17 protein-coding genes are annotated in these 20,046 nt (G+C 66.5%); 9 read left to right on the top strand and 8 right to left on the bottom strand.

What is annotated here, in order from left to right; all coding sequences use genetic code 11:
- Positions 1-77 precede the first annotated feature (77 nt).
- Positions 78-2,162, bottom strand: a complete 2,085-nt coding sequence (locus NDI89_RS08245) for a hypothetical protein (protein WP_277521053.1) — start codon at positions 2,160-2,162, stop codon at positions 78-80.
- A gap of 221 nt (positions 2,163-2,383) precedes the next feature.
- Positions 2,384-6,217 carry an Eco57I restriction-modification methylase domain-containing protein gene (locus NDI89_RS08240; protein ID WP_277521052.1) on the bottom strand — a complete coding sequence of 1,278 codons (3,834 nt, stop codon included), beginning with the start codon at positions 6,215-6,217 and terminating at the stop codon, positions 2,384-2,386.
- Positions 6,218-6,529: 312 nt separating this feature from the next.
- On the opposite strand from NDI89_RS08240, the gene NDI89_RS08235 reads away from it, so the two are divergent.
- Positions 6,530-6,778 carry a hypothetical protein gene (locus tag NDI89_RS08235; protein WP_277521051.1) on the top strand — a complete coding sequence of 83 codons (249 nt, stop codon included), beginning with the start codon at positions 6,530-6,532 and terminating at the stop codon, positions 6,776-6,778.
- A 60-nt stretch (positions 6,779-6,838) separates the two neighbouring features.
- Here NDI89_RS08235 and NDI89_RS08230 read toward each other — a convergent pair whose 3' ends face one another.
- Together NDI89_RS08230 and NDI89_RS08225 are read right to left on the bottom strand one after the other, a co-directional pair.
- On the bottom strand, positions 6,839-8,419 hold the full coding sequence (locus tag NDI89_RS08230) for an acetolactate synthase large subunit (RefSeq protein WP_277521050.1): 1,581 nt from the start codon (positions 8,417-8,419) through the stop codon (positions 6,839-6,841).
- A 144-nt stretch (positions 8,420-8,563) separates the two neighbouring features.
- A complete protein-coding gene (locus NDI89_RS08225) occupies positions 8,564-8,953 on the bottom strand; it encodes a pyridoxamine 5'-phosphate oxidase family protein (protein WP_277521049.1) in 390 nt (129 codons plus the stop codon).
- Between the two features lie 178 nt (positions 8,954-9,131).
- Here NDI89_RS08225 and NDI89_RS08220 point away from each other — a divergent pair, with 178 nt between their 5' ends.
- Positions 9,132-9,461: a hypothetical protein gene (locus NDI89_RS08220; RefSeq protein WP_277521047.1), complete on the top strand. Its 330-nt coding sequence runs from the start codon at positions 9,132-9,134 to the stop codon at positions 9,459-9,461.
- A gap of 149 nt (positions 9,462-9,610) precedes the next feature.
- Positions 9,611-10,339 carry a profilin-fold protein gene (locus tag NDI89_RS08215; RefSeq protein ID WP_277521046.1) on the top strand — a complete coding sequence of 243 codons (729 nt, stop codon included), beginning with the start codon at positions 9,611-9,613 and terminating at the stop codon, positions 10,337-10,339.
- 138 nt (positions 10,340-10,477) lie between these two features.
- On the opposite strand, the gene NDI89_RS08210 is transcribed toward NDI89_RS08215, so the two are convergent.
- On the bottom strand, positions 10,478-10,753 hold the full coding sequence (locus tag NDI89_RS08210; protein ID WP_226005482.1) for a PadR family transcriptional regulator: 276 nt from the start codon (positions 10,751-10,753) through the stop codon (positions 10,478-10,480).
- 200 nt (positions 10,754-10,953) lie between these two features.
- On the opposite strand from NDI89_RS08210, the gene NDI89_RS08205 reads away from it, so the two are divergent.
- A complete protein-coding gene (locus NDI89_RS08205; RefSeq protein ID WP_277521045.1) occupies positions 10,954-11,526 on the top strand; it encodes an NUDIX hydrolase in 573 nt (190 codons plus the stop codon).
- Positions 11,527-11,594: 68 nt separating this feature from the next.
- On the opposite strand, the gene NDI89_RS08200 is transcribed toward NDI89_RS08205, so the two are convergent.
- Positions 11,595-12,737, bottom strand: coding sequence for a hypothetical protein (locus NDI89_RS08200; RefSeq protein WP_277521044.1), 1,143 nt, complete (start codon positions 12,735-12,737; stop codon positions 11,595-11,597).
- A gap of 292 nt (positions 12,738-13,029) precedes the next feature.
- Positions 13,030-13,221, bottom strand: a complete 192-nt coding sequence (locus NDI89_RS08195; protein ID WP_277521043.1) for an HVO_0649 family zinc finger protein — start codon at positions 13,219-13,221, stop codon at positions 13,030-13,032.
- A 106-nt stretch (positions 13,222-13,327) separates the two neighbouring features.
- Between NDI89_RS08195 and NDI89_RS08190 the strand changes: the two genes are divergently transcribed.
- From NDI89_RS08190 to NDI89_RS08175, 4 genes are all read left to right on the top strand, one after another.
- On the top strand, positions 13,328-15,223 hold the full coding sequence (locus NDI89_RS08190; RefSeq protein ID WP_277521042.1) for a bacterio-opsin activator domain-containing protein: 1,896 nt from the start codon (positions 13,328-13,330) through the stop codon (positions 15,221-15,223).
- Positions 15,224-15,335: 112 nt separating this feature from the next.
- Positions 15,336-15,524: a DUF1328 family protein gene (locus NDI89_RS08185; protein WP_277521041.1), complete on the top strand. Its 189-nt coding sequence runs from the start codon at positions 15,336-15,338 to the stop codon at positions 15,522-15,524.
- Positions 15,525-15,766: 242 nt separating this feature from the next.
- Positions 15,767-17,692, top strand: coding sequence for an aldehyde ferredoxin oxidoreductase family protein (locus NDI89_RS08180; protein ID WP_277521040.1), 1,926 nt, complete (start codon positions 15,767-15,769; stop codon positions 17,690-17,692).
- Between the two features lie 252 nt (positions 17,693-17,944).
- A complete protein-coding gene (locus NDI89_RS08175; protein ID WP_277521039.1) occupies positions 17,945-18,541 on the top strand; it encodes a YIP1 family protein in 597 nt (198 codons plus the stop codon).
- A gap of 160 nt (positions 18,542-18,701) precedes the next feature.
- Here the strand turns inward: NDI89_RS08175 and NDI89_RS08170 are convergent, their stop codons facing one another.
- Positions 18,702-19,091 (bottom strand): winged helix-turn-helix domain-containing protein, encoded by a 390-nt coding sequence (locus tag NDI89_RS08170; RefSeq protein WP_277521038.1) that lies wholly within the window; start codon positions 19,089-19,091, stop codon positions 18,702-18,704.
- A 199-nt stretch (positions 19,092-19,290) separates the two neighbouring features.
- On the opposite strand from NDI89_RS08170, the gene NDI89_RS08165 reads away from it, so the two are divergent.
- A complete protein-coding gene (locus NDI89_RS08165; protein WP_277521036.1) occupies positions 19,291-19,950 on the top strand; it encodes a helix-turn-helix domain-containing protein in 660 nt (219 codons plus the stop codon).
- Positions 19,951-20,046 lie beyond the last annotated feature (96 nt).

Genomic DNA, 20,046 nt, shown 5'->3' with positions numbered 1-20,046 from the left:
CCCTCGAGACACGACCAAACTCCCGAAAACCCCCACGTCCCGCGTCCAGTCTCGAGGCGAAGCCCCACCTCCCAGCGTCAGAGCTTCTCCGCGTCGCGAGCCTGCCGGGAACGCCGATCGGCCTGCTCGAGCCTGTTCGCCGTCGCCTTCGAGAGGGAGTCCGGAATCTCGCCCTCCGCTTCCGCGAGTCGCGTCGTCACTCGCTCGAGGCGGTTCCGGACGGCCTCGAGTTGCTTGTCGGCGTTGCCCCGATCGGAATCGCGTGCGCGCTCGGCCGCCCGCTGTGCGGACTCGGCGACGGCCGCGAGGGCGCGCTCGAGTCCGTTGACGCCGTTCGACGACCCGTTATCGTCGTCATCGTCATCGTCGGAATCGCCTTCGGTCCGGGATTCGACCGCCGCACGCGTCTCCTCGGCGATCTCCGCGACGAACTCAGAGAGGGACGCCTTCCCGGTCTCGGGGCGCTCGATTCGAACCCCCGAGTCCGAATCCGGATCGGGGTTGACGCGATACGCACCGACGGCGTCGTCGCCGTCCCGGACCTCGGTCGTGTAGGCCCCGCCGTCGTGGACGTAGACGGCGTCGGTCCCGTCCGCCGGCGACTCGTACAGCCGCCCGGCGAAGTCGTCCTCGACGGCGACCGCCGCGAGATCGGTCGACCCCGAGTCGTCGCCCAGTTCCACTTTCGTCGCCCGATCGCGAGCGACCAGCGGAATCTCGCCGTCCACGCCGGCGGCCGTCGTCGAACCGCCGTCCGAAACGCTAACCCGCTCGCTGTGGGGCGCTTTTCCGGCCCCGTTGACCGTCAGCCGGTGGTCGCCGGCCGGCACGTCCTGTGCGACCGCGACGCCGCCGAACGTCGGGACCGCCTCGGGCTCGCTCTCGAGGAGGACGACCGACTCGAGGCTCGACTCGACTGTGGTTAACCCCTCGTCGTCGGGCGCGTCCTCGCTCGCGACCGCGTCCGTGACGCGGCTGACGACGGTGTTGATCGGGGCCGCGTCGCCGATGGCGTCGTATCGATCGGCCAGTTCGGCCCGGTGGTTGGGGACCGAAATGTCCGCGGCCGGGTTCTCGTAGCGGGGCTGGCTCCACGGCGTGCCCGTCGTCGTGAGGTGGCCCGCGAGCGCGTCTTCGACCAGGTCCGGGACGGCGAATTCGAAGCTCAACTGCGGCCCGGTGAACTCGGCGATGTGCTCGCGCTCGGTGCTCGGGACGAGTTCGTACTCGATGTCGGCGTCGGCCGACCGCTCGCCGTGCTGGAAGACGAGGCCCGTTTCGCGGGTCGGGAGGTCCGTCGGCGGCGACGTCAGCGCGTCGAGCGATCGGACGGTTATGTCGCCCGAGATGAGCGACTCCTCGGTGACGGACGGCAGCTTCTTATGTTCGTATATCGGCTCGCCCTCGTACTCCGGGACGAGGTAGGGGAGACGCGAGCCCTCGTCCCGCGGCAGGCCGTAGGCCAGCGGGTAGTCGGCGAGGTCCTCGATCCCCTCGATCGCCGTGTTCGTGATGTCCGCGAACAGGTCCCCGTCGGCGATCCGCTGAAACCGATCGGGAACGTCGTTGACGGACAGCGCACTCGAGTGCGAGCCCAGTTCCGAGAGGATTCGGGGGACCAGCTCGGGGTCGGGGTCCAGAAACTCGTTGTTGGGGACCTTCCGGGAGTGGGAGCTGGCGACGTACAGCTGGGGCTCGTCGGTCTCCGTGTCCACGAAGACGTGCAACACCTCCCAGTCGTGCCAGTGGAAGTTGGTCGTGAACTGGTCGAACGCCGAGTAACACCAGAACTGGACTACGGCGAGGGGCGACTCCTCGTACTCGACGGCGTGATAGAGGACCGTCGGGTTCGGCGGCTCGCCGTCGCTGTATCGCTCGTGGTAGCCGTCGAAGGCGTCGAACCCGTCGACGATCGTCTCGCCGTCGCGCTCGCTGGTGTACGGCTCCGGATCGGTCGGGAACCACGGCTCGCGGCTGTCGAAGTACAGCGTCGGGGCGAACCGGGTCGCCAACTCTCGAGCCGTCTCGTCGTCGAGCTGATTCGTCTCGCCGTCGTCACCCTGTTCGAACGCCGAACAGCCGGCGAGGGCGGTCCCGCTGAGACCAGCCATCGCGCCGAGGACCGTTCGCCGATTCAGGTCGACTGTCGTCTCGTCGGTCACGTCGTATCACGACTCCGCTGAACAGTCAGCGTTAATACATAACTGCGGAATCCCGTTTCGGACATACCTCTTCATGAGTCTCTCCGCAGAATAATCCTTCTGTCCGACGTAGTCACTAATTGTGTCCTCTTTGATACGATAAGGTGCGCCGAATCGATACTCCGACCGAAACGGCGGACGACCGATCGAACGACGGCCGTCGGGTCGGACCCGGACGGCCCTCAGCGGGTCCGGTCTTCGCCGCCGAACTCGCGGCGAACCCGCGCTCGTTCGTCGCCCGTCACTCCGTAGCGGTCGAACACGCGATCCGCGATCCGCTCGTCGATCGTCGCGATCCGCTCGTCCAGCGCCGCGGCGCGAGCGCGCGCCTCTTCGAACTCCCGGAGACCGTCCGCGACGTCCGCGAGCCGGGGCAGCGTGATGGCGGCGACGCGCTCGAGCGGCGAGGTCGTCTTCGTCGCGTAGTTCCTGAACCCGGCGAACCCGCTTCCCCTGTCGACGGCGGCGGGGACGAACGCCTCGAGGAGGAGCCGTCGCTCCTCGCCGACGCCGCAGATCTCGAGCGCGGGGCGCAGTTCGGTCTCCGCGTACCCCCACCGATCGGTCTCGCGGGACGCGTCGTCCGGTTTGTACCGAATGGTCGCCGACACGACGACCGGCGATCCCGCCGTCCGCACGTCGACCGCACCGATTCGGAGGTCGGGCCACTCCGCGGTCGTCGCCGTGAGCTTTGTCGTCGCGACCGCCACAGCCCGCCGACAGCCATCGAGATCACCCAGTCTGTCGCCGTCGTCGTACTCGCCCAGGTGCTCGAGGACGTCCGGCGAGATCCCCGATCGCTCGCTCGTGAGCGCCAGCCGGTCGTCCACTGCGTCCACGAGCGCCGGATCCGGCCCGTCCTCGAGTGCGATCGGAAACGCGTCGACCGTCGACTGGTTGATCTGCGGGAACACGGCGCGGTACGCGGCGCGGGTGTAGTGGTGATAGCAGTTCAGCAGGGGCGAGTTCAACACCCCGAGCAGGTGTTTGAGTTCGTCGCTCGAGCCCGAGTCAGTGCGGACGGTGTACGCCGACTTGATCGTCGCGCGGTCGGCAGCGTCGTAGGTCCCGACGAGCGAGTCGCCGGTCTGTCTGAAGACGAGCTTCGGGCTCCGATAGATCTCCTCCCGTTTCGCCACGTCTTCCGGCCGGATGTAGCGGATCTCGTCGTCCTCGAGCCCGTATCGATGCACTGCACTCCCGGGAACGATCGGGCGGCGATCCGGGCCGCCGCTCGCGGTCAGACGCGCGGCCCGTTTGCCGAGCTCTTCGCCGCGCGAGACGGTGGCGAACGCCTCGAGCGGGGGGTGTTGTTCGACGGTTTCGACGATCGATCGCATCTCCTCGTCGAGGGAGAGCAGGAATCGCGTGGCGTTCCGTTCCTCGAAGACGCGTTCGGGAATCCGATCGTACGACAGCGACGTCAGGGACGATCGGTCGCTCGCGTCGGCACAGCGGATCTCGCCCGTAGCCTCGGCGCTGATACAGACGACGGCACCCGTTTCGACGCCGGGAAACGCCGTTCCGATTCGGACGAGCCGCGAGAGCGGCGTCTCGCCGAGCACGAACTCCCGGATCGGCTCGCTTTGGTCTCGGACGAGGATCGAATCGGGAACGACGATTCCGACGCGGCCGTCGCGCGACCGCCGAACGGCCTGTTCGTAGAAGGCGACGTAGAGGTCGAACTGCTCCCGGGTCGTCTCGAACGCGTCCGCGAGATAGGACCGAAGGCGCGAGTCCATACTCGCGCTACAGCCGGTACGGCCCGCCGTCGCGACCCACGGCGGGTTCCCGACGACGGCGTCGAACCCGGTCGACCCGCTCGCCCCCGCGTCGCCGAGTATCTCGGGGAACGCCAGCGGCCAGTGGAAGTACCCCTCGGCGTCGGCGCGCTGCTGGGCGTCGTCGAACCACTCTTCTCGAGCGAGCCGGTCCCACGCCTCCGCGTCGTCCACTGCGGCCGCCATGCGTTCGACCGCGTCGTCGGGCACCCCGTCCAGCCCGAACTCGAGCGCCGTTCGGACATTCGCCATGGCCTCGAGCCGCCGGTAGCGTCGGCTTCGGCGTCCCCGGACCCCGGCGGGTCCTCCCTCGAACTCCCCTCGGCTCGCGGGCTCGGCCCCCGTTGTAGTCCCGTCCCGATCGCGGATCGCCGGTGCCAGCTCGTCGATCGCCTCGCGGTCGCAGCCGACGAGCGCGTTCCCGGATCGCAGGCGGTGACCGAGCGACGCCGGCGGCCGCTCGGCCGGCAGCGTCCGGAGCCACAGCGACAGTCTCGCGAGTTCGACGGCGATCGGGTCGCGGTCGACGCCGTACGGACACCGCTCGGCGACCCGCCGGCGCGCCCAGTGGACGTCGCGCGACGCCTCGATCGTCGCCGGCCCCGCTCGAGCCGCCTGTTCCGCTTGCGCGTCGAGGATCTCGCACGCGAGATACTCGACGACACGGGTCAGGAAGCGGCCACACCCCATCGCCGGGTCGAGGACGTCCAGATCGAACACGCTCCGGGCGAACGCCGCGGCGAACTCCCGGTCGTCGCGGGTCGCTTGGACGTCCTCGCGAATCTCGGTCACCAGAGGCTCGAGCGTGTGCTCGACGATGTACTCGACGACGGACGCCGGCGTGTAGTACGACCCCGTGGTCTTCCGTTCGCCGCGTTCCGTCGTCAGGCGGACACCGCCGGTGCCCACCAGCTCCTCGACGGCGTCGGCGCCGCTCGACTCTCCCCCGTCTTCCAGTGCCGACGGCTCGTCGGCGACGGTGAGCGTCCGCTCGAGCAGTCCCTCGTAGAGATCGCCGAGCCGGCGCGCGTCGAGCGCGGAGTAGTCGACGAACGGTCGGTCGCTCGCGGCGTCGCCGTCGGTCGGGGTCGGCCGTCGAGCCAGTCGGTCGATCGCGGTCGCCAGGAACGCGTCGCCGATCGCGTGCGTGGCGAGGAATCGCAGCTCTCGACGCGCGTCGTCGTCGGGTGCAGTGTCGAACAGCCAGCCGCCGGCCGTCGGGAGAGCGCCGCCCGTATCGGACGTGTCCGGCGTCCGTTTCTCGTCGATGCGCTCGAACAGATCGTCGAGCCGCGTCTGGAGGTCGTCGGTATCGAGCCGGTACGCCGGCTCCGGACCGTCGAGTTTCGTCGCGATCTCGCGTTTCAGCGAGTGGAGACCGTCCGCTCGCTCGCCCCGGTCGGTGGTCCCCGCGAGCGAGTCGCTCTCGCGCTCGGCGGCGAAACCGAACAGCAGCCGGTAGAGGTAGACGAGGGAACTCCGTGACAGCAGTTCGAGCGTCTCCTCGTCGGGGTCGTCGCCGAGGCCGTTGTCCGGGTGTCGACGGAACCCCTCGGCGAGCACCGCGAGCGCGTCGGCGGCGGTTTCCTCGAGGTCCGCGGCGAGTTCCTCCGCGAACCTCTCGCTCCCGTTGGCGACCTCGTCGCAAAAGCACGTCCCGTCTGCGCCGTCGAGAAACGCCTCGCGGCGAAAGAAACAGTAGAAGTATTTGAACGCCTCGCGGTCGCGTTCCAGCACGGCCGGAAGGTCGATCTCGTAGTAGGCGTCCGGACGGGGGATCCCCGACGCGCGATAGAGACGCCACCGCCGTCCGTTCGTGAGCACGGCCCATCGGGCGGGCGTTTCCCGCAGGAACTCGTGGATTCGGTAATCGGGGACCCGGAACCCGCAATCGGCCGCATCTCGACCGGACGTGTCGAGCGAGTGATCCCGTTCCCCGACGGGAGCGACTGCGACCGCATCCGTCTCGCAGCCGCCGCCCGTTTCTCCCCGGTCGGCTTCCGGGACCGGAATATTCAACGCTCGAGCGACCCCTCGGACGACCGACTCGCCTCGAGCGGCGTCGGTCCGATTCGACGTCGCGTTCCGCTCCCAGCACGCGCTGACGGCGTCGTGAGTCTCGCGGAGGTCGGCCGCGTCGATCGCGTTCCACGCGGTCGTCTCGGGGAGGGCGTCCTCGAGATAGCGCGTCGAGAACGGGCCGCGGTCGGTGCGGTACGGAGGCGTGTGCTGCATGAGAGTCGGGACGGGGGGTCGGATCGCCGTCGGCGGCATCGATCGCGGCGGGAGCGCTGCCGACGACCGGGGTATCGGTCCTCGCCTTTCTTTCGACGTGCGTTGCTACGACGGAAAACCACACAGGGACGTATAATAGTTACCCGGACCGCCCGCAGGTATTCGCTGCGTCGCAGTCGTCCGATCGCGGACTCGTGACCCGGGCGGGATCGGTCCGCCGGGAGCCGCTGCGACGGACACGTGACCGGTCCTGACAGTCCGGATCTCCGTCGGACCCGAAGACACTTCCAGCGGCTGGGTGATGACGCACGTATGGGTCGACGACTCCGTCCGGACGGCGCGAGACAGCGCCAGCGGCCACACAGACGGCTTCACCAACTCGAGGCGGAACTTGAGGAGAACGGACAGCGCCTCGTCCGGCTCGAGAACACGCTCCGACACGTCGTCCGAACGACGGCGGACGTGTCCGTCGGTGGCCCCTGCCAGTGCGGCGAGAGCTTAGTGATCGTCACGAAGCACTCGCTGTACTGTCCCGAGTGTTCCTATCAGCGAACGGTCTGAGCGGCGGTCGCGGCCGCGTCCGAGCGACCGCTCGCCGCCCGGGGTCTCGGTGGAGCCGCCTCACTCGAGTCGAATTTCGATCACAGCCAGCTCGTCGGAGGGGACGGCCTCGTCGAACGCGTCCTCGACCGCCGCCCAGCTCTCGGGTCGGTACGCGTCGATCCCGAAGCTCTCGGCGAACGTCACCAGATCGGGGTTCGTCAACTCGGTGCCGGTGTGTTCGCCGCGGTGCTCGTCCTGTTTCTCGGAAATGAGCCCGTAATCGTCGTCGTTGAACACGACGGTCGTAAAACCACAGTCCAGCCGCGTCGCGGTCTCGAGTTCGGCCGCGTTCATCAGGAACCCGCCGTCGCCGGTACCGGCGACGACGTTCGACTCGACGACCAGATCGGCCGCGAGCGCGCCGGGAACGGCGATACCCATGCTCGCCAGCCCGTTCGAGATCACGCAGGTGTTCGGCTCGTACGTCGGGAACGACTGCGCGATCGCCATCTTGTGACTGCCGACGTCCGAGACGAGCACGTCCGAATCGCCCATCGCCGCGCGCAACAGCGGCAACGCGTTTCGCACCGTCACCGGATCGTCGTCCGCCGGCGGCCCCGTCACCGACTCGAGCAGGCGGTCGTGGAGGTCCCCACACCACAGGGAGCACGCCTCTTCGGGCAGGGAGTCGTCGATGGCCGCGAGGGCCGCGCCGACGTCCGCGACGATCTCGACGTCCGGGTTGTAGTGGCGATAGACCTCTGCGGGCTCGTAGTCGACGTGGACGATCGTCTTCTCGAGATCGGGGTTCCAGCCCGCCGGGTCGTGTTCCGCGATGTCGTAGCCGACCGCGACGACGCAGTCCGCCTGCTCAATCGCACGCGCGGCCTCCTCGTCGGGGCCCGAATCGAGCGTCATCAGCGACGCCGGCTCGCGGTCCGAGATCGCGCCTTTGCCCATGTACGTCTCGACGACCGGCAGCCCGACGCGATCGACGATGGCGCGAATGTGCTCCGACGCGCGGGTCCGGACCGCGCCGTTCCCGGCCAGCATAATCGGTCGTTCCGCCTCGTCGATCAGCGCCGCGGCTCGCTCGACCGACTCGTCGTCCGGATCGGGCCGGCGAACCGGATCCCGCCGCTCGATCGGTTCCCCGTCGATCTCGGCGGCGGCGACGTCCTCGGGGACCTCGAGGTGAGTCGCCCCCGGCTTCTCGTACTCGGCGAGTTTGAACGCCTTCCGGACCAGCTCGGGGACGATCTCGGGCTCGGCGATCTGGGAGTTCCAGGCCACGATGGGTTCGAAGACGTCGACGACGTCCAGCGCCTGGTGGCTCTCCTTGTGCAGTCGCTCCCGGTCGCCCTGACCGGTGATCGCGACGACCGGACTCTTGTCGAGTTGCGCGTCGGCGACGCCGGTCATCAGGTTCGTCGCGCCCGGACCGAGCGTCGAACAGCAGACGCCCGCCTCGCCGGTCAACCGCCCGTGGACGTCGGCCATGAACGCCGCCCCCTGCTCGTGGCGCGTCGGCACGAACCGGATCGACGACGCTCGCAACGAGAACAACAGGTCCTCGATCTCCTCGCCCGGTACCCCGAAGACCCGATCGACGCCTTCCGCCTCGAGACAGGTAACGAGCAGGTCGGATGCCGTCTGCATGGTCGCTCCGTCCACGCCGCTGTCCATTAATCTCGCACCATCTAGGGAATCGGATACGTATGCGCAGTACCGGGTGACGGGCCCACCAGCCGTCGTCGCGATCGCTCGAGGGACCGAACGATACCGCCCTCGCTCCCGTCGGCCCTACAGGACCCGGTCCGGTCGGATCCGCAAGAGGACGCGCTCGGTTTCGATCGGGTTGGGATACTCGTCGACGTCCATGTACCGCCGGGCCAGTTCGTCGATGTGTTCGCGAGCGCCGTCGGTCGTGATTTCGTCGACCTCGCCGATCACCGAGAGGAACCGGTACGGATCGTCGGGATCGGTCATACTGACCCCGACGGCGGGATTGTGCTGGACGTTCCGTTCCTTCTGGCGGCCGCGTTCGGTGTTGACCAGCAGCCGGTCGTCTCCCTCGTCGTAGTCGATCCACACCGGCGTGACGTGGGGAAGCCCGTCTTCGGTCAGGGTCGCGACGTGCGCGAACGTTTCGGTCTCGAACAGGTCGTGGAAGTCGTCGGGTATCGAGGTCACGTCCACCGCGTTCGCCGGCCTCGTTCTTGTGCGTGGTGCCTAACTACTCCGGCCGACCGTGACCGAAATAATTCCGCGCTCTACGCTCTCGTATCCGTGCGTATCCGGGTCTGAGAACGACATTGACCACGCAAGTGTCGGCTGACGGCTTATGCACCTCGACATTGACTGGGTCTGTATGACAGATCGACAACCGGTGACTCGTCGGCGAGTAGTCCAGCTAACAGGTGTCGCGGCTTCGACCGCTCTCGTTGCCGGTTGCGGTGGTCCAGGTGGGAACGGCGACAACGAGACCGAGGAAGACGACGAAACCGAAGACGAGACGGCCGACACCGAGACGACCGAAACTGAAGATGAGACGGCCGACACCGAGACGAACGAAACCAACGAGACCGGAATGAACGAGACTGAGGGTAACGAGACCGGAATGAACGAGACTGAGGGTAACGAGACCGGAATGAACGAGACCGAGGGCAACGAGACCAACGAAACCAACGAATCCGAGTGATCACTCGGCGATACCCGTTCTCCCGGTAGCGAAACGGACTAGCCGTCCATACTAAACCGCGGTCGTGGCGGTCACCCGTCCGGAAGCGGACTCCCGAGAGGCATCGCCGATCCGCAACCGTTACTCCCTCTCGCTTCCTTCCTCGAGTAATGACCGAGGGACTCGAGACGGAGGTCGAGGAGATGGGCGACGTCGCCGAGCGACGGGACGAACTGGCGGCCCGCGTTCGGACCCACGCCGGCGAGATCGCGCGGGAACTCGCCGTCTTTCAGGGCGGCGACTACGGCCAGGAGACGTTCAATACGGACGGCGGCAGCTGGACGCTCAAGTACGAGGCCGGCGACGTCCAGTACCTCCGATTCGACCCGAAATCGGGCTCGGAGACGTACGTCGTCTCGAGCAAGCAGCCGCCCGAGCCCGAGGCGCTCGAGACGGCGATGGCCGACTACGGGGCGTTCGTCGAGGCCTACAACGAGTACGTCCGGTCCTTCGAGGGAATGCTCGAGGACGTCTCCGGCGAGTTCCCCGCGGTCGAATCGACGGCGGAACTGGTCGCCGAGCGGGATCGCATCGTCGAGCGGATCCGCGACGTCTGTAACGCGATGGCGAGCCAGCTCCACCGCTACGACGGGGACTACGGCACCTACGCGGCGACGATCTCGGGGACCCGCTGGGAGCTGAAGTGGGAGGAAGACCTCGCCTCCTACCTGCGCGTCGGCGGCTCCGACGGTGTTTATCTGCTCTCGCAGTACGGTCCGCCGGCGGCTCCCGAGGTCCGGCGGCTCGCCGACGACGTGCCCGCGTTCGTCGCCGACTTCAACGCCCACGTCGACGACCTCGAGGCCGACCTCGCGGCGATCAGCTTCGAGGACGTCTAGAACTCCATTCCGACCCTGGCTCCCGACCGAACGAGAGCGACGCCTCGAGGGCCCGGAGATCGGCCGCGGGTCACGAGCCGGCGACGCGGAAGCGAGGCGCTAGCGGCGACTGACTCCCGGAGAGAACGCGGCGAGGGATTACACGTCGACGTACTGGTCGACCCACTCCTGCCGCCGCTGTAATGCGCGTCGACCTTTCGGCGTCAACGCGTAGTAATTCGTCCGTCGGTCGAGCTGTCCCTTCTCGACGAGTTCCTTCTCGACGAGCGTGTCGAGATTCGGATACAGCCGGCCGTGTGTGACCGGCTGGTCGATGTAACTATTGATGTCGTCCAGAATCGCTTGCCCCGACGGCCGGTCTTTCCCCGCGATCACGTACAACAGGTCTCGCTGGAAGCCAGTTAGCTGGTCCATGGATCACCCTCTGAGTGACGACGTTCACCGTGCTGTGGGTTTGTTATAGAGATGGTACGGGTCCGGTGCGACCGGGAACGCACCGCGTAGGACCGACGACGACCGGTACCACACGGGGCGATACCTGGTTCGCCGTACCCCGCCATCGAGCCCGCCTTCGTGACGCGGTTTTTTTGACGTCGACCGCCCTACCGGCCGGTATGCCGACTGACCCGCTCGCCTGGGACACTCGCGATCGCCAGGTAGCCTACTCCTGCCCCGGCTTCGACGTGGTTAACGAGTCCGTTCGACTGCCCGACGGGACCGACGACGAGTTCGATTACCTCTCGGAACCGCCGAGCGTCTGCGTCCTCCCGTTCACCCCCGACGGCGACGTCGTCTGTATCGAGGAGTGGCGACAGGCCGTCTCCCGGATCAACCGCGGGCTTCCCGTCGGCGGCGTCGAACCCGAGGACGACGACCTCGAGGCCGCGGCGCGCCGCGAGCTCGCGGAAGAGACCGGCCACGAAGCCGACGCCCTCGAGCCGCTGGTGACCGTCGAGCCGGCCAACGGAATCGCGGATTCCGTCTTGCACGTCTTCGTCGCTCGCGGCTGCCGGCCGACCGCCGAACAGCGACTCGACGAAAACGAGAGCATTCGCGTGACCGGGCGCTCGCTCGAGGAACTGACCGACGCGGTCGCCGACGGCGAGATCCGGGACGGACGGACGGTCCTCGCCCTCTCGTACTACCGGCTGTTCGACGAGGAGGGCAGCCCGGATGAGAGCCAGTGATCCGGGCGGAACCGACGGTCGACGCCGCGTCGACCCGACGGTGTGTCCACCAGTTTCCCGCGCTTCGATCAGCCGAGCGCGCCGAGTGACGCGGTTTCGTTGTCGCTCTCGTTCGCGGTCTCGTTGGCGGTCTCGTTTCCTGCCGGCGGCTCGACCGACTCCTCGAGCGGTTCGCTGTCACCGACGGTGACGGTGTTCGCCGAGACGTTCTCGATCGTCATCGATCCCGCAGAGAGCGACGGGATCGTCTCGTCCGTCGCCGTCTCGGTTTGAGTCGCGTTGCCGGCCATCGCCGTCTCGTTCTCGGCGGTCTCGTTCTGGGTTGCGTTCTCGCCCGTCGCCGTCTCGTTCTCGGTGGTCTCGTTCTGGGTCGCGTTCTCGCCCGTCGCCGTCTCGTTTCCGGCGGTCTCGTTCTGCGTCTCGTTCTCGGCCGTCTGGTTCCCGGCCGCCTGCGTCTCGAGGCTGCCGACGGCCATCGACTCGACCGTGATCTCGTCGACGTCGAACTGTTCGACGGTCAGTTCGTCGATCTCCTGGGCGGTTCCGTTCTCGGTCGCGTTGGCTCCGCCGTCGCCGCCGTCGCCGCCGAACAGCCCGCCGACGAAGTCGGAGATCCCCGAGAGGATTCCCCCGCCGTCTTCGTCGACGGTCAACTCGTCGATCGTCATTCGCTCAGTGCTCATCGACTCGATCGTCATGTTCTGCACCGTGACGTTGTCGCTCCCCTCGTCGATCAGCTGATCGATACCGGTCGACGATTCGTTTCCGGGAGCGGTCTCGTTCGCGCCGTCCATATTGCCGCCCGTCTGGAGGTCCTCGACGGAGACGTTCCCCAGCGCCAGCATTTCGAAGGAAGCGTTCGAAATCAGCACGCCCTGTGCGGTCTGGTTGTCCGTTGTCTGGTTCGCGTCGGACTGGTTGTCCGCGGTCTGATTCCCGTCGCTTTCGTTCAGTCGCTGCAGGAGGTCCTCACCGCCCTGCCCGGCCAGTTGCCGGATCTCGAGTTCCTCGATCGTGGCGTTCTCGATCGTGACGTTCTCGAGTTCCAGCGTGTCGACCTGCACGTTTGCAAGCGTTGCGCTCGTCTCGCCCATGTCTCCGGCGTCGTCGTCCGCGGGCGCCGGTGTGCCACCGACGAGGGCGGGACCCCCCGAGAGCACGACCAGCAACGCGACGACCGCGACGCCGAGCGTTCGCGATTGTGAAGCCATACGCGCTGACGTACCGCCGTCGCGGGGCTAAAACGGGCCGACTGTTACGGGATTATTGCGTCTACAGCGACCGTTGTCGCGTTGAATCGGCCGTTTACAGCCGATCCGTGACCGCCGTCCCGTCTCCGTATCGGGCCGCTCGACCCGATACGGCGCGCTCGTGTCGAAAATCATTGGTTTCGTGATAGAACGGCGGCCGTCGTCCCGACGACCGAGTCGCTGATCGCGCGCTTCCGACACGGACCCACTGCCGAGAACGGTACCTCGAGTCGACGGTCGCGGCTCGGGGCCGTCAGTCCAGCCGCAGCTCCCTCGTTTCGACGGCGTCGCACGTCGGGCAGACGAACTGATAGCGGACGCGCCCGCCCGAGGTGGTGACTCGCCAGCCGCCTTCGGTGTCGACGTAGCCACAGGCCGGACAGCGCAGCTCCGACTCGTCGAACTTCTCCCGGAGGCGCTCGAACGGCGATCGATGTACTGACATGTGTTATCGTACACCGCGTTACTACATAACATTCTAGCCTGCGCTGCCGTCAGTGACCCCGTCCCTAATCACAACGGTTCTTATGGATCCTCCCCTAGAGGGAGCTATGGACGATGTCGACACCGAGCGTGGTGGCACCGGTGGTGACGCCGCGGCAGCGGTTCGAGCCCTCGAGCACGTGGTCGATCCGGTCGTGGCGGTCGCCGACGGGACGATCACGTACGTGAACGAGGCCGCCCGGGCGGCGTTCGACCTCGGCGACGCCGATCGGGACGCGGCGACTGCACTCGGTGCACGGTGGGACCGGCTCGCGGCGGCGATCGACGAGACGACCGTCGGCACCGCCCGACGGGTCGATTTCGACGATCGGGAGACCGTGCGTATCCATCGGGGGGCAAACGGGGCGACGATCACGTTCGACCGCAACGGTGCCGATCCCGACGCCCGCGAGGGCACCGACACCCCCTCGCTATCGGGCACGAGCGACCGACTGGTCAAAGACCGCGCGCTCGAGGAGGCACCCGTCGGAATCACCATTTCGGATCCCGATCTCGAGGACAACCCGCTGGTGTACGTCAACGAGGCCTACGAGGCGATGACGGGCTACGAGTACGACGAGGTCGTCGGCCGGAACTGTCGGTTCCTGCAGGGCGAGGACTCCGACGAGGAGGCGATCGCCGAGATGGCGAAAGCGATCGACGAGGATCACCCGGTCACCGTGGAACTCAAGAACTACCGCAAGGACGGCACCGAGTTCTGGAACGAGGTGACGATCGCCCCCGTCCGGGACGAGGACGGCAACGTGACCAACTACGTCGGCTTCCAGAACGAGATCACCGCGCGCAAGGAGGCCGAACTCGCGCTCGAGCGCCGCACCGAGGAACTCGAGTACATCCTCGATCGGGTCGGCGGACTGATCCAGGACGTCACCGCCGTCGTCGCCGGCTCGACGGACCGCTCGGAGCTCGAGGCCGAGGTCTGCGCGCGAATCGCCGAGGAAGATGCCTACGACGGGGCCTGGATCGGCGAGCGAAACCCCGCGACCGGTACGATCGACGTCCGCTCGAGCGCCGGGGTCGAACCCGACGACAGGCACATCGCGACGGACACCGACCACCCCGCCGTCGAGACGGTCGCGACGAACGAGTCGACCGTCGATGCGGTCGACGGAACGACGTACGCCGCGTTCCCGCTCTCGTACAACGGCATCGAGTACGGCGTCCTGACGGTGCTGATGAACCGGGACCGCGCCGTCGACGACCGCGAGACGGTGATCCTCTCCGCGCTCGCCCGCGCGGTCGCGAGCGGCGTCAACGCCCGCGAAACCAGCCGCATGCTCGCGACCGACGCCGTCGTCGCGGTCGAACTCGAGGTGACCGACCGCGCCCTCGCTCCCGTCGCCCTCTCCGCCGAGGCGGACTGCCGACTCGAGTACCGCCGCTCGGTCCACCGGACCGACGACGAGACGGCGTCGCTGTTTACCGTCACCGGCGCGAGCGCCGACGAGATCCGCGCCGCCGCCGCCGACCTCTCCGACGTCGACTGCCGGATCGTCGTCGAGCGCGAGGACGAGTGCCTCGTCGAACTGACGAGCGACGACGACCTCGTCGGCTGGCTCTCCGAGCGCGGCGTGCGAACGCAGGCGATCGAGAGCGAGGCGGGTCGCGCCCGCCTCACCCTCGAGATTCCGCGATCGGCGAACGTCCGCTCGATCGTCGAGGCCGTCGAGGACCGCTACGACGGGACCGACGTCGTCTCCTTCCAGCAGCGCGAACGCGACGGCGAAACCCGCCAGGAGTTCGCCGCTCGGCTCGAGGAGGCGCTGACGGACCGCCAGTTCGGCGCGTTACAGCGGGCGTACCTCGGCGGCTACTTCGAGTGGCCCCGGCCGACGACCGGGGAGGAACTCGCCCAGTCGATGGGCGTCTCGCGGCCGACCTTCCACGAGCACCTGCGGACGGCCGAGGCGAAACTGTGTCGCGCCTTCTTCGGGGACGCGTAGCGTCCCGGGAGCGGTGATAGTCACGTCTCGAAGCCTGTAGCAACCACTTAGAGCCGAAAACTGTGTTCGACGGTGGCCGGCGTTTATATGTCTCGTCGTGGGAGTCGTCGGTATGCTGACCTTCGCAACTCCGCTTCAGATCGGTGGCGGCGGGTTCCTGTACTGGGCGATCATTTTCTTCGTCCTCGCGATCGTCGCCGCCGCCGTCGGTGCCCGCGGCGTCGCCGGAATCTCGATGGAGATCGCGCGGATCTTCGTGCTGATCTTCATCATCCTCGCGGTGGTCGCACTCCTGTTGTGACCGCCCGGACACCGAGGTGCCCGCCGCCCCCGCAACGACGCTCTCGCCGATCGAGACGTGAGTAGTGACGGTTACCTCTCCGCGGTACGTCCCGGCACGGCGGGCGCTCGGTCTCGCGTCGCCGTCGGCCCCTCGAGCGATGAGTCGATCGACTCGGTTCGGACCTGCGTAACGAATGATGGTTACATTTGACTGAGAACGACTAACACAATAGAGACCGTATACAAGAGCGAACGGTTACTATGACAGAACTCGGCGGATTTCAAGACAGAGTCGCTCGGATCGATCTCTCCGAGGGGGAGGTCGCGTACGAGTCGATCGACGACGAGGATGCGAAAAAATACATCGGCGCTCGAGGACTGGGGGCGAAGTACGTCTTCGACCAGGGACCGGACGTCGATCCGCTCGGGCCCGACAATCTGCTGGCGTTCATGAACGGCCCGCTGTCTGGGACGCAGGTCACGATGAGCGGCCGGATCGCCGTCTGTACGAAGTCGCCGCTGACCGGGACGATCACCGACAGTCACCACGGCGGCTGGTCGGGGGCCCGACTCAAGTGGGCCGGCTTCGACGGCCTGACTTTCGAGGGGGAAGCCGACGAGCCGGTTTACGCCTACGTCGAGGACGGCGAGGTCGAACTCCGGGACGCCTCCCACCTCTGGGGGAAGGGCGTCCACGACACGCGAGATCAGCTCGAGGAGGAACACGAGGGTGCCTACGGCAAGAACCTCTCGCTGATGGCCATCGGACCCGGCGGCGAGAACGGCGTCAAGTACGCCTGTATTATGAACGAGGACGACCGGGCCTCGGGTCGCGGCGGCACGGGCTGCGTGATGGGGTCGAAGAACCTCAAGGCGATCGTGATCAAATCGACCACGAAGATGCCCAAGCCGGCGGACCCGGAGACGTTCAAGGAGGGACACCAGCAGGCGATGCAGGCGATCACGGAGTCGGAGGTCACCGCACCCAACGAGGGCGGCCTCTCGCTGTACGGGACGAACGTCCTGATGAACATCGGCGAGGAGATGGACGGGCTTCCCACGAAGAACGGGAAGTACACGTCGACCGAAAGCATGCGCGACGCGGAGGGCGTCGACATCGACGCCGAGCGCGTCTCCGGCGAGAACGTCCGCGAGAACATCCTCGTGGACGAGCCGACCTGTCACTCCTGTCCCGTCGCCTGCAAGAAGGAAGTCGAAGTCGACGTGATGCACAAGGGCGAGGAGCTGAACGTCGAGACGGAGTCCTACGAGTACGAGACGGCCTACGCGCTGGGGCCGAACTCCGGTCACACCGAGCGCGACGAGATCGCCGTCATGCTCGACCGGTGTAACGACATGGGCATCGACACCATCGACGCGGGCAACATGATGGCGATGGCCATGGAGATGTCCGAGGAGGGTAAACTCGAGGACGTGGGCGAGCTCGAGTGGGGAGACACCGAGACGATGATCGATCTGATCGAGCAGATCGGCCGCCGCGAGGGTGACCTCGCGGATCTGTTGGCCGAGGGGCCGCGCCGGGTCGCCGAACGAAGAGACGCCCACGAGAACTCACTGGCGGTCAAGGGGCAGACGATCGCCGCCTACGACCCGCGCTGCATGAAAGGGATGGGTATCGGCTACGCCACGTCGAACCGCGGGGCCTGCCATCTGCGCGGGTACACGCCCGCCGCGGAGATCCTCGGCGTCCCCGAGAAGGTCGACCCCTACGCGTACGAGGGCAAGGGCGAGCTCACCGCCCAGTTCCAGGACCTCCACGCGATCAGCGACTCCTTCGACATCTGCAAGTTCAACGCGTTCGCCGAAGGGATCGAGGAGTACGTCAACCAGTACAACGGGATGACCGGCCGCGACGTCTCCGAGGAGGACCTCCTCGAGGCCGGCGAGCGGATCTACACCCTCGAGCGCTACTACAACAACCTCAACGGCTTCGACGGTGCGGACGACTCGCTTCCCGAGCGCTTCCTCGAGGACGGCATCCGCGGCCAGGGTGCCAGCGAGGGCGAGTACTGCGAACTCGACGAGATGAAGGCCGAGTACTACGAGCACCGCGGCTGGGTCGACGGCGTCGTCCCCGACGAGAAACTCGACGACCTCGGGATCGAGGTCGGACCCGGAACCGGCGTCAGTGGCGGCGGCGGCGCGGCGGCACCGAGCGACGACTGACGGCAGCCTCGAGCCGTCGGTTCCACCGATTATTTTGCTCCGGCACGGTCACAGATCGACGACAGTAATTAGTGGTACGACGGTAGTCCGTCCATCCAACCCGTCGGACACCTCTCATTAAATATGGGCACTAGTAATTGTCATTCCTCGGCCAGTATATTCGGGTCGTGACTTCTCAGTCCTCGAGACCCTTCTAAACGGGATAGTCTAAGTATCCGTTACATTATTATAATCCTATTCGTATGTAGTTGTATGAGTCTACTGAACCAGTGGAAGGGCGTGAACGGGTACATGATCAACGATCCGGGAACCTTCTTTTCGGAGTACAACGAGAGCCACGGGATCGGATATCCGATCGCGTTCATGCTGATTTCCTACCTCGCTGTCATGCTGCCGGCTGCGGTGCTCACTGCAGCGCTGAACATTACAGCACCGGGCGAGGCAGCCGTCGGTGTGGTGATTTTCCTGGCGTTCGGAATCGCGTACTGGATCCTGGGGCTCGTCGAAGCGGTACTCGCTCACGGTGTCGTGTATCTCTTCGGTGCACGAGGTATCGCGAAGACGTTCGAGGCGTACGCGTTCCCGACGGTCGTCCGGTACGGGCTGTGGTGGTTCCCGCTCGTCAACATCGCACTCGGGTTCTACGGTCTGTATCTCCAGATCAAGGGACTGTCGACGTTTCACGACATCTCGACCGGAAAAGCCGTGATCGCCGCCGCCCTCCCGGTAGTGGTGTTCATGCTTCCCGGGATCCTCGTCATCGCCGCCGTAGTCGCCACGTTCGTCCTCGATATGGGCTCACAGACGGGCACCCAACCGCCCATGCTCCTGTTCGACGTCGTCGCGTGATCGGCGGACGGTCGTGATCGCCGGCTCGAGCGATCCGGTGAACTCGGAGCGAGGGAGAACGACGATACGCGAGAAGAGACGATCGACGGCCGATCGTGCCGTCCGCTATACTGCGACCCGATCGGTGTTGACGGCGGATTTCGCGTCTTCCGCCGACCGATCAGTCGTCGGCAACGGCGTAGGACGCGCCGGCGTCGGTGTCTGCGTCGGCGTCGGGCGTGGTCATCTCGATTTCGATGTTGCCGTCGTCGATCGAGACCAGTACGTCGTCGAAGCACTTGCGGTACTCGGTCGCGTGCTTCCCGGAGGTGTTGATCCGGACCTGCTCTTCGACCAGGTCGGCTTCCGTCAGGAGTTCGACCTTCCGGTAGGCGGTCGACATCGGGATATCGCACTGCTCGGACACTTCCGTCGCCGTCAGCGACTCCTCGGCCGTCGCCTCGAGGATGGCCCGGCAGGCGTCGTCGTCAAGCGCAGTGAGAACGGCTTGCGGGTCGGTCTGATCGTCGCTGTGCCAGCCTCGCCGGGCGTCGGAGTTCGTAGCGGACATCTGTTACACCTTCTAGTACCGACCCGGCCCCCTCCAAATGAGTCCCAATAAATACAGGGTTCTTTATATGGGGTCGTCGAAACCGCTCCGTGAGACGAGCTAACACGGGTTTTCGAGCCGGCGCTCGGGCGAAGACGTTCGGTCGGGGTTCGCGTCGCGGACGCAGGGTTTAGGGGGCCGGACTCCCCAGCAGAGAGTAATGGCTTCGGGGATTCGCGCGGAGATAAAAATCGACGACCCGCCCGACTGCGTCGTCGCGCAAGCGTCGGCCGAGACGGACGGGAAGGTCACCTCCGTCTCGCGGAGCACGAACCCGTCCGCACCCGAGCGCGTAACCGAGGAGTTCATGCTCGAGGCCGAGACCTATCCGGACGAGTTCGACGTCGACGCGGAGCTGTCGTCGATCTTCGCCTACGGCTCGAGTTCGGTCTACCGATTCCAGCGAGAGCTCGGCCATGGCTGTCCCTGTGAGTGTATCGAGGCCCACGACTGTCCGGTCGTCGACATCCGGACGCAGGGCGCGTCGCTCTACCTGACCTTTCACGCGCCGGATATGCAGGGCCTCCAGGCCATCATCGGTGACCTGCGCGAGCGCTACGCGACGCTCGACGTCCAGCGACTCCTCCAGTCCCAGCAGGACCACGACGACCGAAACCTCGTCTTCGTCGACCGGAGCACGCTGACCGACCGTCAGACCGAGGTCCTCGAGACGGCCCACCGGATGGGCTACTTCGAACACCCCAAGCGGGCCAATGCCGGCGAGGTCGCCGACGAGCTCGACATCACCGGGACGACGTTCACCGAACACCTCGCAGCGGCCCAGACGAAGCTGCTGGATGCGATTCTGGATCACGAGTGAGACCCCGCTCGAGGTGGTCGCGACTCGAGCGGTACCGGGACGGCGACGAGCGTCGACTCGAGCTACATGAACGTATCGGGACCTACAGGTCGACGG

Origin of the sequence: Natrinema salsiterrestre (assembly GCF_029502005.1) — an archaeon.
Lineage (GTDB): Archaea > Halobacteriota > Halobacteria > Halobacteriales > Natrialbaceae > Natrinema > Natrinema salsiterrestre.
The sequence above is the reverse complement of the archived record's forward strand: the minus strand, read 5'-3'. Positions and strand labels throughout refer to the sequence as shown.